The organism is Bradyrhizobium jicamae, from assembly GCF_018130695.1.
Taxonomy (GTDB): Bacteria; Pseudomonadota; Alphaproteobacteria; order Rhizobiales; family Xanthobacteraceae; genus Bradyrhizobium; species Bradyrhizobium jicamae_B.
Genome location: NZ_JAFCJX010000040.1, coordinates 17,745 through 30,870 on the forward strand (window position 1 = coordinate 17,745; position 13,126 = coordinate 30,870).

General features: G+C 64.1%; 14 protein-coding genes. 9 read left to right on the plus strand and 5 right to left on the minus strand.

Annotation, left to right across the window (positions count from 1 at the left end):
- Positions 1–219: 219 nt before the first annotated feature.
- Positions 220–1,110 carry a branched-chain amino acid aminotransferase gene (locus JQ604_RS37195; RefSeq protein ID WP_212365715.1) on the minus strand — a complete coding sequence of 297 codons (891 nt, stop codon included), beginning with the start codon at positions 1,108–1,110 and terminating at the stop codon, positions 220–222.
- Positions 1,111–1,235: 125 nt separating this feature from the next.
- Positions 1,236–2,318 carry a branched-chain amino acid aminotransferase gene (locus tag JQ604_RS37200; RefSeq protein WP_212365716.1) on the minus strand — a complete coding sequence of 361 codons (1,083 nt, stop codon included), beginning with the start codon at positions 2,316–2,318 and terminating at the stop codon, positions 1,236–1,238.
- A 329-nt stretch (positions 2,319–2,647) separates the two neighbouring features.
- Between JQ604_RS37200 and JQ604_RS37205 the strand changes: the two genes are divergently transcribed.
- From JQ604_RS37205 to JQ604_RS37215, 3 genes are all read left to right on the plus strand, one after another.
- The gene (locus JQ604_RS37205) at positions 2,648–3,190 is read left to right on the plus strand and encodes a MarR family winged helix-turn-helix transcriptional regulator (protein WP_433996322.1); all 543 of its coding nucleotides are present in this window, start codon (positions 2,648–2,650) and stop codon (positions 3,188–3,190) included.
- Entirely contained in the window at positions 3,187–3,915 is a 729-nt protein-coding gene (locus JQ604_RS37210; RefSeq protein ID WP_212365717.1) for a response regulator transcription factor, read from the plus strand. The genes JQ604_RS37205 and JQ604_RS37210 overlap by 4 nt, the downstream gene beginning before the upstream one ends.
- 181 nt (positions 3,916–4,096) lie before the next feature.
- Positions 4,097–5,482: an ATP-binding protein gene (locus JQ604_RS37215; RefSeq protein WP_212365718.1), complete on the plus strand. Its 1,386-nt coding sequence runs from the start codon at positions 4,097–4,099 to the stop codon at positions 5,480–5,482.
- 363 nt (positions 5,483–5,845) lie between these two features.
- Here the strand turns inward: JQ604_RS37215 and JQ604_RS37220 are convergent, their stop codons facing one another.
- Positions 5,846–6,979, minus strand: a complete 1,134-nt coding sequence (locus JQ604_RS37220; RefSeq protein ID WP_212365719.1) for a helix-turn-helix transcriptional regulator — start codon at positions 6,977–6,979, stop codon at positions 5,846–5,848.
- A 264-nt stretch (positions 6,980–7,243) separates the two neighbouring features.
- On the opposite strand from JQ604_RS37220, the gene JQ604_RS42245 reads away from it, so the two are divergent.
- Both JQ604_RS42245 and JQ604_RS37230 read left to right on the plus strand, forming a co-directional pair.
- Positions 7,244–7,633: a DUF4189 domain-containing protein gene (locus JQ604_RS42245; protein ID WP_212365720.1), complete on the plus strand. Its 390-nt coding sequence runs from the start codon at positions 7,244–7,246 to the stop codon at positions 7,631–7,633.
- Entirely contained in the window at positions 7,630–8,346 is a 717-nt protein-coding gene (locus JQ604_RS37230; protein WP_212365721.1) for a hypothetical protein, read from the plus strand. The genes JQ604_RS42245 and JQ604_RS37230 overlap by 4 nt, the downstream gene beginning before the upstream one ends.
- A gap of 897 nt (positions 8,347–9,243) precedes the next feature.
- Here JQ604_RS37230 and JQ604_RS37235 read toward each other — a convergent pair.
- Both JQ604_RS37235 and JQ604_RS37240 read right to left on the minus strand, forming a co-directional pair.
- On the minus strand, positions 9,244–9,771 hold the full coding sequence (locus tag JQ604_RS37235) for a DUF3617 domain-containing protein (RefSeq protein WP_212365722.1): 528 nt from the start codon (positions 9,769–9,771) through the stop codon (positions 9,244–9,246).
- A 45-nt stretch (positions 9,772–9,816) separates the two neighbouring features.
- Positions 9,817–10,107: a hypothetical protein gene (locus JQ604_RS37240; protein WP_212365723.1), complete on the minus strand. Its 291-nt coding sequence runs from the start codon at positions 10,105–10,107 to the stop codon at positions 9,817–9,819.
- Positions 10,108–10,273: 166 nt separating this feature from the next.
- On the opposite strand from JQ604_RS37240, the gene JQ604_RS37245 reads away from it, so the two are divergent.
- From JQ604_RS37245 to JQ604_RS37260, 4 genes are all read left to right on the plus strand, one after another.
- Positions 10,274–10,738, plus strand: a complete 465-nt coding sequence (locus JQ604_RS37245; RefSeq protein WP_212365724.1) for a hypothetical protein — start codon at positions 10,274–10,276, stop codon at positions 10,736–10,738.
- A gap of 103 nt (positions 10,739–10,841) precedes the next feature.
- Positions 10,842–11,531, plus strand: coding sequence for a ribonuclease T2 family protein (locus JQ604_RS37250; RefSeq protein WP_212365725.1), 690 nt, complete (start codon positions 10,842–10,844; stop codon positions 11,529–11,531).
- A 144-nt stretch (positions 11,532–11,675) separates the two neighbouring features.
- Complete coding sequence (locus JQ604_RS37255) at positions 11,676–12,536, plus strand: 23S rRNA (adenine(2030)-N(6))-methyltransferase RlmJ (RefSeq protein WP_212365726.1); 861 nt, start codon at positions 11,676–11,678, stop codon at positions 12,534–12,536.
- 290 nt (positions 12,537–12,826) lie between these two features.
- A complete protein-coding gene (locus JQ604_RS37260) occupies positions 12,827–13,039 on the plus strand; it encodes a cold-shock protein (protein WP_212365727.1) in 213 nt (70 codons plus the stop codon).
- Positions 13,040–13,126: the final 87 nt, after the last annotated feature.

Consider the following 13,126-nt stretch of genomic DNA (forward strand, 5'->3'; position numbering starts at 1 on the left):
TCGGGTTTTGTCGTGTTGAGGCAAGAGTGCGTTCATGTCGTCTCTTCACCTCTCCCCGCCCTTCTGCGGGGAGAGGTCGAAATTCGCATAGCGAATTTCGGGTGAGGGGCATGGCACGATGCCTGCCGCGCACTCAGTGTTTGCGGAACGAAGAGCCCCTCACCCCACCCTCTCCCCGCAAGAGCGGGGCGAGGGAGTGCTTGAGCCTGCGCCCCTCACTCACGCCGCGGCAGCTTTCCCCTTCGGCTGCACCTCGGCCGCATAATCATTCATCAACAGTTCCGAGATCCTCCCCGGCGTGAACCGCCAGTCGGCGATCTCCGCCACCGGCGTCACCTCGGCGGCACTCCCGGTGATGAAGCATTCGGAGAAGCCGTCAAGCTCGTCCGGCATGATGCGGCGCTCGATCACTGCGATGCCGCGGCGCCTGGCCAGATCAATCACGGTGGCGCGCGTGATGCCGGCGAGGAAGCAGTCGGCGATCGGAGTGTGGATCGCGCCGTCCTTGACGAAGAAGATGTTGGCGCCGGTGCATTCGGCCACCCTGCCCTGCCAGTCCAGCATCATCGCATCGGCATAGCCGGCGCGCTCCGCCTTGTGCTTTGAGATGGTGCAGATCATGTAGAGGCCCGAGGCTTTCGCCAGCGCCGGGATCGTCGCCGGATCGGGCCGCCGATATTCGGCGAGACACATCCGGATGCCCTTCAGCTTCGTCGCCGGATCGAAATAGCTCGGCCAATTCCACGCAGCGATCGCCAGATGAATGGTGTTGGTCTGCGCCGCCACGCCCATCATCTCCGAGCCGCGCCAGGCGACCGGACGGAGATAGGCGTCGGGCAGTTTGTTGGCGTCGATCACGAGCTGCTTGGCGGCGTCGATCTCGGCGACCGAGAACGGTATCTCGAAGTCGAGGATGTCAGCCGATCGCTTCAGCCGCTCGGAATGCTCGGTGCTCTTGAAGACACGACCGCCATAGGCGCGCTCGCCCTCGAACACGCAGCTCGCGTAATGCAGGCCGTGGGTGAGGATGTGGACGTTGGCGTCCTGCCACGGCACCAGCCTGCCGTCGTACCAGATGACGCCGTCGATGTTGTCGAACGAAATTCCCATGGCTCTCTCCCGGTGCTGTTGAACGCGCGCACGACCTCGCACGCGCCGAGAAGACGCGCGCCGTCAGTGCTTCAATCAGGAAATCTTGGTCAGTCGCAGCGGCGGCTCAGCACCGCCGCTACCGGTCAGATGACCTTGCGGATCCAGTCATGCGGATCGTTGGTCCGGCCGTACTGGATATCGACCAGCTTCTTGCGCAGGCCCATCGCGACCGGGCCGGCGGCGCCGCCGCTGATCGTGAAATCGCCGCTTGCCGAGCAGACCTTGCCGATCGGCGAGATCACCGCCGCGGTGCCGCAGGCGAACGCCTCTTTCAATCTGCCGCTCGCCGCATCCGCACGCCACTGGTCGATCGTGTAGGGCTCCTCGCGCACCTTGGTGCCGGCGTCCTTGGCGAGCGCAATGATGGAGTCGCGGGTGATGCCGGGCAGGATGGTGCCGAGCGGCGGGGTCGAGAGCGAGCCGTCGTCGAACACGAAGAACACGTTCATGCCGCCGAGTTCCTCGATATAGCGGCGCTCGACCGCATCGAGGAACACGACCTGGTCGCAACCATGATCGATCGCCTCGGCCTGCGCGCGCAGGCTCGCCGCGTAATTGCCGCCGCATTTGACCGCGCCGGTGCCGCCGACCGCAGCACGGGTGTAATTCTCCGACACCCAGATCGAGACCGGCGCAGGCCCGCCCTTGAAGTAGGAGCCGACCGGCGAGGCGATCACCGCAAAGATGTATTCGGCCGACGGCTTGACGCCGAGGAACACCTCGCTCGCCAGCATGAACGGCCGCAGATAGAGACTGCCCTCGCCGCCCGGCACCCAGGCGCGATCGATCTTCACGAGCTGCTCGACCGCGTCGATGAAGACGTCCTCGGGTAGCTTGGCCATCGCCATGCGGTCGGCGGAAACCTTGAAGCGGCGGGCATTGGCATCGGGGCGGAACAGGTTGATGCCGCCGTCATCGCGCCGGTAGGCCTTCAGGCCCTCGAAGATCTCCTGGGCGTAGTGCAGCACCGCGCCAGCCGGATCCAGCTGGAAACTGGCGCGGGCCTCGACGCGCGCGTCATGCCAGCCGCCCTTCGACTGGCTGTAGCGGACCACGGCCATGTGATCGGTGAAAATCCGCCCGAAGCCGGGGTCCACGAGCTTGGCCGCGCGCTCCTTTTCGGAGGTCGGGTTGGCTGCTGGCTGGATGTCGAATTTCAAGCTCATGGTCTCTTGCTTTCCGCTGTCGGAACCGGCGCGGATGGTGGCGCCGGTTTGCCTCTCCGGGCTGCTGGTTTAGTCGGTCTGGGCGTCACACCGCCAGCCAAATGGGCAGGCTTTCCCCGCCAGCGCGTCGTTTAGACATGCTTTTGCGGAGTGCTGAAGTCCAGTATGTTTGCCGAAATGCCGCTCGACAATCGTACGGTCGTCCCATTCGCGGCCCAAGCCGCCGTTGTTGGCTTTCTCAGGCCGCCTCAAACGCTGTCACGAGCGAGACGACTTAAAGTTTCGCCGCGATGGTCTGTTTTGTAACATTGAACCCAAGATACGTCAATATGGCTGACATAAATTTCTCAGGCATGGCTGCCCAACCCGATTCGCGGGGAAGCGATCACCCGCCCGCCGCCGCGCGCGACCTGCGCTGGGACATCATCGAGCTCTTGTTCTTCGCCTATCGCGACTTCGTCGGCGACGCCGACCAGGAGCTCGAGGCGTTCGGCTTCGGCCGCGCCCATCACCGGGTGATCCACTTCGTCACCCGCTATCCCGGCCTGAAGGTCGCCGACCTGCTCGACGTCTTGCGCATCACCAAACAGTCGCTCGGGCGCGTCCTCAAGCAGCTGCTCGATGAGGGCTACATCGTGCAGAAGACCGGCAACAACGACCGCCGGCAACGCCTGCTCTACGCCACGCTCAAGGGCGAGGCGCTGGTCGGCAAGCTCGCCGGCCTGCAGACCGACCGCATCAACCGCGCCATCACGGGCATCGACCCGGCCGGCGTCGAGACGGTACGGACCTTCCTGCGCGCGATGATCGACCGCGACGATCCCGACAAGGTGCTGGAGGCGATCTTCGGCGGCAGAAAAACGAGGGAATGACATTGGCCCAGACTGCAACCCTGATGCGTCAGCCTGCACCGCTCGCCGACGATGCGCCGCATCTCTTGCTGGTCGACGACGACCGCCGCATTCGCGATCTGCTGTCGCGCTTCCTTGGCAACGAGGGCTATCGCGTCACCACGGCGATGAGCGCGAGCGACGCCCGCGCCAAGCTGCAGGGCCTGCATTTCGATCTGCTCATCCTTGATGTGATGATGCCCGGCGAGACCGGGTTCGATCTCGCCCGCTTCATCCGCACCTCCTCCTCGGTGCCGATCATCATGCTGACCGCGCGCCACGAGGCCGAGGCCCGGATCGAGGGCCTGCAGATCGGCGCCGACGACTATGTCGCAAAGCCGTTCGAACCGCGCGAGCTGGTGCTGCGCATCGGCAACATTCTCAAGCGCACCGCGCCGCCGCAGGTCGCAGCCGTCGAGCAGATCGCGTTCGGCCCCTACATCTTCCACATCGAGCGCAGCGAGCTGCGCCAGGGCGAGGAGATCGTGCACCTCACCGACCGCGAGCGCGAGATGCTGCGCATCCTCGCCACCAATCCCGGCGACACCGTGCCGCGCGCCGCACTGACCGGCGGCGGAACCGTGAACGAGCGCGCCGTCGACGTGCAGATCAATCGCCTGCGCCGCAAGATCGAGCAGGATCCGGCCAACCCGCTGTTCCTGCAGGCCGTGCGCGGCATCGGCTATCGCCTGGTGGCCGCGCCTTGAGGAAGGATGAATGTTGGTTGAATCGGCGTGGCCGCGGCTTCGGTTCACCTCTCCCCAGCGGGGAGAGGTCGATTTGCGCAGCAAATCGGGTGAGGGGGCGCCGCTCCAACGAGAGACCGTAACCCCTCACCCGGCGCTACGCGCCGACCTCTCCCAAGGGAGAGGTGAATAGGCACCGCGCATGAGCACCATCGACACCGGCCTGACCCTGATCCGCAACGCGTCGCGACGCGTCTCGCGGGTCAATGGCTGGATGGGCAACGCGTTCAAGAGCTGGATGCCGACCGGCCTCTATGCCCGCGCGCTCCTGATCATGATCGTGCCGATGGTGATCCTGCAGACCGTGGTCGCCTTCGTGTTCATGGAGCGGCACTGGAACACGGTGACGCGGCGGCTGTCGGCCGCCGTGGTCTCCGACATCGCCGCGCTGATCGACGTCTACAAGAGCTACCCGCAGGACAAGGATCGCGGGCAGCTCAAGCGCATCGGCCAGCGGCTGCAGCTGGTGGTGGATTTCCTGCCGCCCGGCGACATGCCGCCGCCCGGGCCGAAGCCGTTCTTCTCGCTGCTCGACCAGACGCTGTCGGTGCAGCTCGGGCGGCAGATCAGCCGTCCGTTCTGGATCGATACCGTCGGCAATTCGAACCTGGTCGAGATCCGCGTCCAGCTCGACGACACCGTGATGCGCATCTTCGCCCAGCGCAGCGCGGCCTATGCCTCGAACTCGGAGATCTTCATCTTCTGGATGCTCGGCACGTCGACGATCCTGCTGATCGTCGCGGTGCTGTTCCTGCGCAACCAGATCAAGCCGATCCTGCGGCTTGCCGATGCGGCCGAGAGTTTCGGCAAGGGCCGCGAGGCGCAAAACTTCCGGCCGCGCGGCGCGCGCGAGGTGCGGCGCGCGGCGCAGGCCTTCCTCGAGATGAAGGGCCGCATCGAGCGCACCATGGAGCAGCGCACCGCGATGCTCGCCGGCGTCAGCCACGATTTGCGCACCATCCTGACCCGCTTCAAGCTCGAGCTCGCGCTGCTCGGCGAAGGCCCCGAGATCGACGCGATGCGCAAGGATGTCGACGAGATGTCGATGATGCTGGAGGATTATCTCGCCTTCGCGCGCGGCGATTCCGGCGAGATCGCGCAGCCGACCGACATGGCGCAGGCGCTGGAGGAATTGCGCAGCGACGCCGAGCGCCACGGCCATGCCGCCACCGTCGCCTTCCACGGGCTGCCGGTCGTCACCGTGAAGCCGGCCTCGTTCAAGCGCTGCCTCGCCAACCTCGTCTCCAATGCCGCGCGCCACGCCGACACCATCTCGATCACCGGCCACCGCGATCACCGCTACCTCACCGTCACCGTCGACGATGACGGCCCCGGCATTCCCGCCAACATGCGCGAGGAGGTGTTCAAGCCGTTCCTCCGCCTCGACGACGCGCGCAACCAGGACGAAGGCGGCACCGGCTTGGGCCTTGCCATCGCCCGCGACATCGCCCGCTCGCACGGCGGCGACATCACGCTCGGGGATAGTCCGATGGGAGGATTGCGGGCGGCGGTGCGGGTGCCGGTGTAGCGCGCAGCTTCGGTAGGATGGGTGGAACGGGAGCGATACCCATCGACTTTGTGCCGCATGTTCGGTTGCGTGAGCACCGACAAAAAGCACAACGCCGCCTGCTTGAAACGTCTGCAGGCGGCGTTGCTCCTGGCCCCGGGAAGGTGATGCAAAATCCCGTCGTCGATAAACACCACACGGCGCGGCCGCCGTCATAGCCCAAATGAGTTACCAGCCTGGTTTCAGACGGTCCTGTTGCGCGCGGGCTACCACCGAGAACAGGGGCCGTGCACGAGCGTGCACGCCCTTTCCCAATCGGCCTCCGGGCCGATCCAGGACGGCGCGGTCAGCATCAGCGCCAGCAGGCGCCGCGACGGTTCGACATCACCACAAGACCAGCTGTGCGAGCAGCACCGCAAGTTCGCTTTGCCGGGAGATATCGAGCTTCTCGAACACCCGCTTCAGGACGTTGCGTGCCGTGTCCTCGGCAATGCCGAGACGGGTCGCCGCCTGTTTCGGAGGAATGCCCGACCCCACCAGAGCGGCGATCCTGGCTTCCCCGAGCGTCAATCCCAGAATGTCCCGCACGACCGCCGGGTCGGGCGGCTCGGCGGACTTCTGCTCGATCGCCAGCACGATCGCCCTCGTGTGGGTCAGGAAATCGTAGCCTGAAAGTGCGCCGGCCGTGATCGGCAGCAGGTAGATGACGAAACGCCGGCCCGCAGCTGTCGGCCCGACCAGAATGGGTTTCGGCTCGGCCAGCAGGTCGCGCGCCTCGGCGCGCAGCATTTGCGTCATCGCGGTTTCGAACGGCGCCCGGCTTGCCGCCATGCGAACGCGCAGATGGTCGTTCACGAGGTCGAACGCCTCGCCGAGAAAGCTCTTCCCCACCGGATTGGCGAACAGCACGCGCGCCGACCAGTCCAGCGCAAACACGCCGATGCCGATCCGGGCGAGCGCGTCGCCGAGCCCGAGATTGGCAAGTTCGGTATCAAGTAGCCTGATCGACAGCCGCAGGGATTTCTCGATGTGGCGCCCGAGCGTGGCGACGAGATCGAGTTCAGCGTCGGAGAATTGCGGCTTGGCGACATCCCGCTGCACGCTGAGCGCGACGGCGATCCGTGGATCCGGCGACACGCCCACCGCGCCAAACCAGCCCAGGCCGTGTTTGACGAGGAACTCCTTCTGGAAGGGATGATTGAGGTAAGCATCGTCGATCGGGCCAACGTGCCGATCCGCGATGGGATCGCCGCTGAAGTGGAGGCCGGCCTGGATCGCGCGTTCACCCTTGAAATTGTGCTGCGCCCACCGGGCCTCGTAGTCGCGGGCCGCAACTGCGAGGCTTTCGGAGACAATCACTCCGAACGTCGCATCCTCCTTTCGCCATTCGAGGATCGCGCCGGCGTCATCGAAGCAGTCGGCGATCTTGCCAAGCGCGGATGGCCAGAGTGACGGGTTGGGTGCCGTGTCGTAGATCGCTTCGACGGCGGCGAGGAGGCGGTCGGTGGCAGCGGGCATGGGGTCCGATGAGTCGGAGAGAACTCATTCAGATTACATGAGGCTTACCGCTCAACAACGGCTGGCAGGCCGGATTCGTCGCGACTTTGCCCCGTACTTCTACGGAAGGCGTCCCAACAGCGGCTCGAGCAGCAGGAGCCGCCCGACGTGCGTGGTCTCAAGTCCAGGGTGAAGCTGCCAAAGAGGACCGTTTGGGTCATGCGGTCCCCTGGGCAAGCTGGATAGAGTGGCTGCCCAAAATCGTTTTGATGACAAACGAGACGAATGAGAATTTTTTTGGCCGCGGCAGCGCTTTTGCTTTTCGCCGAACCCGTTCTGGCTGAAGGCGATCTGTACGCCGCAATCGCCTATTCACAGGCTTCCAAAGCGGTTGGGATCGCCAAGGACAAAAACTCCAAGGAGGACGCCGAACAGGCAGCTTCAACGAGCTGCGGCGCCGCCAGCTGCAAGACAATAAGCGTGAGAAACGGCTGTGCTGTCCTTGCCGTGGCCAGTGACGGCGCGTGGGCGATCAACGGGGGTGACGACCAGCCCGACGCCAATCAGAGGGCCATCGCTGCCTGCACCAAGTACGCCAAGTCATCCTGCAGGGTCCGCGCAACGGCAACAATGCCCCCAGCGAGCTGTCGGACGCGACCAAGACGCTCGACATGACGGATTGGCCAGCACCGATTGTCGGGCTGTATCTTGGCCGGAGCACTCCGGCAGACGTCATCGCCGCCGCCAATGTCCCCTACAAGAAGTGCCAGGCAAACTTCTTCATGGGACAGTTGTCTCTTCGGGGTGGGTCCAAAGATGAAGCCGTGCGGCGGTTTACACAAGCCGTAAACATCTGCCCGCCCGACTTCGACGAATGGAGAGCCGCGAATGCCGAGCTCAGGGCTCTTGGCGTGACGGGCAACCCGTCGACCGCCTCCAGGATCATCACCGGCATTTCCGGATTGTTCGGCCGGGCGAAGCCGGAGGACAAATCACCGTCGGCGGCTGAAGACAACAATCGCGTCGCGGCAGTGGTGCCACCTGTCTCCGCAGGCAAGCCGGCGGAGCAACCCCCAAGTGCGCAAGCCGCGCCCGAATTGCCCTCATTTCCCGGGTGCAGCACACTGAAGCCGAAAACCGGTCACAACGAAAAGAACGTGGTGCTTCTTACCGCTAAAGGCTCGGACGCTGCTCGGTCGGCGGCCCGACAAGCACTCACCGCCAAGGGATGGAAGATATCTACTGATCAGCCTGTTTCAGGCCCGGATTACTCAACCTATTTCGTGTTGTTGAAGGTGCTGATCGAATCGGCAGACATCGTCGTTTTTTGCGCACCCTCGAGCGACGACTTTGTAAAACAAGGACGAACGTTTGAGATTTTCCCGTAGATGTACCGCACCAAACTGCGGGCACGGAGCAACCGGCCAGCATGGACCCATTTGGGTCCTGTGACGATGCGGATGGCTCGTTCGGGATGAAGTGCGACCGGGCATTCGAGTCCATGCTGCGCGCCTAATGGGTCCGTCGCGTGCGCCGACGCAGCCGAGACCGGCCCCTGTCGTCGATCACGATCGGGCCAACGACATCGGCACCGCAGCGGAATTCCAACTGTTGCAAATTCAGCACGACGGGCAAATCAGCTCGCATAGCCAGAACGTGTCAAGCGGCAGCGCGAAAAATATTTCCCTTTACATGAACTTCTGATTATGCTAATAATGCGCCCGTCTCACCCGACACGAGGGGCGCTCGCGAACGCCACGAACGTGGGTGACGATGCGGTGGCCGCCGGGCGTGCAACAGGCGTGTGTGCGCAAGGCGGACGGTGAAGTCGTGTGGGCCTGCCGCCCCGATGCTGGTGGCAAGCCCGCGAGAGGTCCAAAGCCGATCGCGGATGATGGTGGCACAAAAGCAGAGTCTCACCAGGGCGAGCACGTATAAGCCGTAAAGCCATCGCGCAGGGAAGGCCGGATGCCTCCGCCGAACCTGTATGCTCGCGTGCGCACTTTTTTGTGCACGATTGCACGCGAGACCGCGGGTGCGGCGTGCACCCGGTCTTCCCTGCGCCCTCGGTATTCGAGAGAGGGCGGAACGAGATGAAAGACTCGGACAAATCATGTCGCGAGAATGCGAAGCTGTATCCTCACACTCAATTGTCATCGCCCGGCCTGTGCGCGATTGCGCACAAGGACCGGGCGACCCAGTACGCCGCGGCCCATCGGCTCAATCACAACCGTCTCTGGAATACTGGATCACCCGCATGCGCGGGTGATGACACCGCGAACGCCCTACTTCTTCGGCAGCAGCCCCTTGAGCTTGTCCATGTCCTTGACGTTCATCTTCATGCCGCCGGGCATGATGATGTCGCCCGCCTTCTGGTCTGCCTTGCAGGCGCCGAGCCACTTCGCCTCGATGGTCATGGTGGTGTCGTGCTTGCCGGACGGCCCGCCCTCGGCGTGCGAGGTGGTCTTGATCGTGTAGGCGGAGTTGAAGTCGCCGGTGATCTCGGCATGCGAGGTCACGTTCACGCCGGAGATGCCGCAGACGGAATCGGTGACATAGCCGGTCGCGGTCTTCTGGATGTCCTGCTTCGAGCACATCTCCTTGGCCATCGGCGAGGCGGCGCTGCTCATCTGCTTGTCGGTGGTCTCGTCGGTGCAATGCTGCATGGTCATTTCCGGCAGCGGCCCGCCGGTACGCACCATCTTCATCTCCCACAGCCCGGCCTTGCGGATCGGGAGATCGACCGCGAAGGCCGCTCCCGCCGACAGCACCAGGCAAACCGCCGAACCGAGCAAAGCAAGCTGTCGCGTCATGCGCGTGGCTCCCGGCCGAGTGAGGTCGTCGTCCGTTGCAGCGGCCTAGTAGAGCGTGCGGACCGGCCGCGCCGTGGAGCCATAGGGCACCCAGCGGCAGGCGAACGAGATGTAGCCGCCCGGATAGGCCTGGACCGCGAGGAATTTCACCACCTTGCCGTAGAGGGCGCAGTGGTCGACCGCGAGCTGGCGGGCGTCGCTCTGGGTCGCCAGGGTGTAGGCGATGATGCCGCCGGTATCATTGGCCTTGAACGGCGGGGTCCAATCGGCCTGTGCCGGGACCGAGGCCAGCATCCCGCAGACGGCAACCAGGCACGCGGCCAATTTCGTTCGCATCTCAGACTCCATTTCGCTTGCGCCAACATAGAGTGCGCCGGCGGCGCTGAAAAGAACGCCCAGCCCCCCAAAGGTGGACTTCTCCGCAGGTGTTGCCGCGTTGCACTTGACCTTGCCGGGGCTTCACGGCACCGTCCCCAGCACTTGGATGATCGGGTGGATTCCCATGCGCAACGTCTCGTTCTCGGCCAAAAAGCTCGGCACTGCTATGGCCCTCGCCTTCGGTCTGCTGGCATTTGCCCCGACGGCGCAGGCCGCCAATCCGCTGGAGCTGAATTTCTGGCTGTCCGGCCCGCGCTATGACGGCCGTCTGGCCGATTGCGAGAAGGCAATGCCGACCATCGCCTACCAATTCCAGGAAAAGGAAAGCAGCTTCTGGAATTCGCCGCTGGCGATTACCGGCTATGGCCGGATTCGCGAGGCCGCTTTCCGGCCCTGGCAGTCCGACAACATTCCGCGCCGCTATTGTACCGCCGACGTCATGATCAGCGACGGTAAGCTGCGCGTCGTGAACTACTCGATCATCGAGGACGGCGGCTTCGCGGGCTACGGCCAGGGCGTCGAATGGTGCGTGGTCGGGCTCGACCGCAACTGGGCCTACAACCCCGCCTGCAAGGCCGCGCGGCCCTGATCGTCGGGTGATTTCGATCCGGCTGCCGGGCCACCTGCATTTTGTTCTTGAAATGTTCCGGTTCCCCTGCTAGACTCCAACGGTCGCGTAAGGGAGCGTTTTGATGCTGCGGTTCGCTACGATTTCCCGATTGCTGATTTCGGTTGCCGCTTCTTTTCTCCTCCACGCCACGGCCGCGCCGGCGCAGGACCGCCGGCAGAACGCGCCGGGCGAGTTCGATTTCTACGTGCTGTCGCTGTCCTGGTCGCCGTCGTTCTGCGAACAGGCCAGCGAGCGCGGCAATAACGGGCGCAACACCCAGGTGCAGTGCGGCGGCCGCCCCTTCTCCTTCGTGGTGCACGGGCTGTGGCCGCAATATGAGCGCGGCTTCCCGGAATATTGCCAGCGGCCCTCGCCGCGGCTCGACCGCAACATCATGTCGTCGATGCTCGACCTGATGCCGGCGCCCGGCCTCGTCTTCAACGAGTGGGACAAGCACGGCACCTGCTCCGGCCTCGGCGCCCGCGCCTATTTCGAGAGCATCCGGAAAGCGCGCGCCGCGATCAAGATTCCGGACGAATATCTGCAGCTGTCGGAGCCGAAGATGGTCGCGCCCGAGGAGCTGGAAAGCGCCTTCATCAAGGTCAATCCGGGCCTCTCCAGTTCGGCGATCTCGGTGACCTGCGACAGCAAGCGCCTCAGCGAGGTGCGGATCTGCCTCAGCAAGGACCTCCAGTTCCGCGCCTGCGAGGAGATCGACCGCCGCGCCTGCCGCCGCGATCAGGTCCTGATGCCGCCGGTGCGCGGGGGTTAGAGCGTTTTCGAGCGAAGTGGACACCGGTTCGCGTAAAGAAAACGCGTCAAAACTAGAATCTAGAGCCCCGTTCCGATTCAATCGGAACGGAAACGGCTCTGGGAGCCTTTGCCGATTGCGCTGGTGTAGCGTAGTGCTGTCGGCATGAACTACCGCCACGCCTTCCACGCCGGCAACTTCGCCGATGTCATCAAGCACATCGTGCTGGTCCGCATCCTCATCTATCTGCAGGAGAAGCCGGCCGCCTTCCGCGTCATCGACAGCCACGCCGGCGCGGGACTCTACGACCTGACCTCCGAGGAAGCCGAACGGGGCGGCGAATGGCGCACCGGAATTGCGCGGCTGATGCAGGCCCGCTTCTCCGAGCAGGCATGGCCGCTGGTCGCGCCCTATCTCGACATCGTCAGGGCCTTCAATCCGCAGGCCGAGCTGAAGGCCTATCCCGGCTCGCCGCTGATCGCGCGCGCGCTGTTGCGGCCGCAGGATCGCCTCACCGCCTGCGAGCTCGAGCCTGGCGCGCGCAAGCAACTCATCAGTGCATTGCGCAAGGATACACAGGCGCGGGTTGTCGATCTCGACGGCTGGACCGCGCTGCCCGCCTTCGTGCCGCCGAACGAGCGGCGCGGCCTGGTGCTGATCGATCCGCCGTTCGAGGCCAAGGACGAGTTCGAGCGGCTCGCCAAGGGCTTTTCGAACGCATTCGCGAAATGGCCGACCGGCAGCTACCTGATCTGGTATCCGGTTAAAGCACGGCGAGCCACCGACGAGCTCGCACGCGCCGTCGCGACAGCGTGCGAAGCCAGCAAGCCGGCCGGCAAATGCTTGCGCCTGGAATTCAGTGTCGCACCGCAAGAGAGCGATGGCGCCCTGGTGTCGTCAGGGCTTTTGATCGTGAATCCGCCCTGGACGCTCGCATCCGAACTCAAAACGATCCTGCTCGAGTTGGAAAAACCGCTCGGCCTCGGCGGTGTGGCACGGTTCAGGCTCGAGACGCCTAAGCCTTGAATCGATCCGTCGTCGCGACATCAGCCGGTCGCGGGCTTACCCCCAAAAAGTAGGATTGGGGCGTAGGCAATCCGCGCGGAACCGTATTATGCTCATCCTGTGATGACTGGCTTTACGTTCCGCTTCCGCGAATGGTTGCGGCGGAGTGACAAGGCCGAGATAAAATCCAGGCGGTTCGGTGACGTGACACCGATCAGCTCAGGTGGCCAAGCTTCCGACAAGCGAATGTCGGTCAACCGCTACGCGATGTGCGCGTGGTGGTGAAGCAATACGGGGAGGGAGTTTTCCCGATGGCCATGACTGGGACAGTCAAGTTCTTCAACGGAGAGCGGGGCTATGGCTTCATCAAGCCTGATGATGGCGGTCGCGATGTGTTCGTTCACATCACAGCCGTCGAACGGGCTGGACTGAAGGATTTGGCTGAAGGACAGCGCATTTCATTCGAAGTCGAACCGGACAAGAAGGGCAAAGGCCCCAAGGCGGTCAATCTGGTCGTGAGCTGACAAAGGCTCGCGACGAAAAGTCTCGCGACGACGTGGAATGACGTTTTGCGTGTGAGTTGCCAGGCCGAGCGTATGACGGCGCTTGGC

What these genes read in the sequence shown, in the direction of transcription:
- JQ604_RS37215 (WP_212365718.1), top strand. Translation starts at nt 4,097, where the DNA reads ATGAGCACCATCGACACCGGCCTGACCCTGATCCGCAACGCGTCGCGA.
- JQ604_RS37245 (WP_212365724.1), top strand. Translation starts at nt 10,274, where the DNA reads ATGCGCAACGTCTCGTTCTCGGCCAAAAAGCTCGGCACTGCTATGGCC.
- JQ604_RS37250 (WP_212365725.1), top strand. Translation starts at nt 10,842, where the DNA reads ATGCTGCGGTTCGCTACGATTTCCCGATTGCTGATTTCGGTTGCCGCT.
- JQ604_RS37220 (WP_212365719.1), bottom strand. Translation starts at nt 6,979, where the DNA reads ATGCCCGCTGCCACCGACCGCCTCCTCGCCGCCGTCGAAGCGATCTAC.
- JQ604_RS37230 (WP_212365721.1), top strand. Translation starts at nt 7,630, where the DNA reads ATGACGGATTGGCCAGCACCGATTGTCGGGCTGTATCTTGGCCGGAGC.
- JQ604_RS37260 (WP_212365727.1), top strand. Translation starts at nt 12,827, where the DNA reads ATGGCCATGACTGGGACAGTCAAGTTCTTCAACGGAGAGCGGGGCTAT.
- JQ604_RS37200 (WP_212365716.1), bottom strand. Translation starts at nt 2,318, where the DNA reads ATGAGCTTGAAATTCGACATCCAGCCAGCAGCCAACCCGACCTCCGAA.
- JQ604_RS37235 (WP_212365722.1), bottom strand. Translation starts at nt 9,771, where the DNA reads ATGACGCGACAGCTTGCTTTGCTCGGTTCGGCGGTTTGCCTGGTGCTG.
- JQ604_RS37255 (WP_212365726.1), top strand. Translation starts at nt 11,676, where the DNA reads ATGAACTACCGCCACGCCTTCCACGCCGGCAACTTCGCCGATGTCATC.
- JQ604_RS37240 (WP_212365723.1), bottom strand. Translation starts at nt 10,107, where the DNA reads ATGCGAACGAAATTGGCCGCGTGCCTGGTTGCCGTCTGCGGGATGCTG.
- JQ604_RS37210 (WP_212365717.1), top strand. Translation starts at nt 3,187, where the DNA reads ATGACATTGGCCCAGACTGCAACCCTGATGCGTCAGCCTGCACCGCTC.
- JQ604_RS37205 (WP_433996322.1), top strand. Translation starts at nt 2,648, where the DNA reads ATGGCTGACATAAATTTCTCAGGCATGGCTGCCCAACCCGATTCGCGG.
- JQ604_RS42245 (WP_212365720.1), top strand. Translation starts at nt 7,244, where the DNA reads ATGAGAATTTTTTTGGCCGCGGCAGCGCTTTTGCTTTTCGCCGAACCC.
- JQ604_RS37195 (WP_212365715.1), bottom strand. Translation starts at nt 1,110, where the DNA reads ATGGGAATTTCGTTCGACAACATCGACGGCGTCATCTGGTACGACGGC.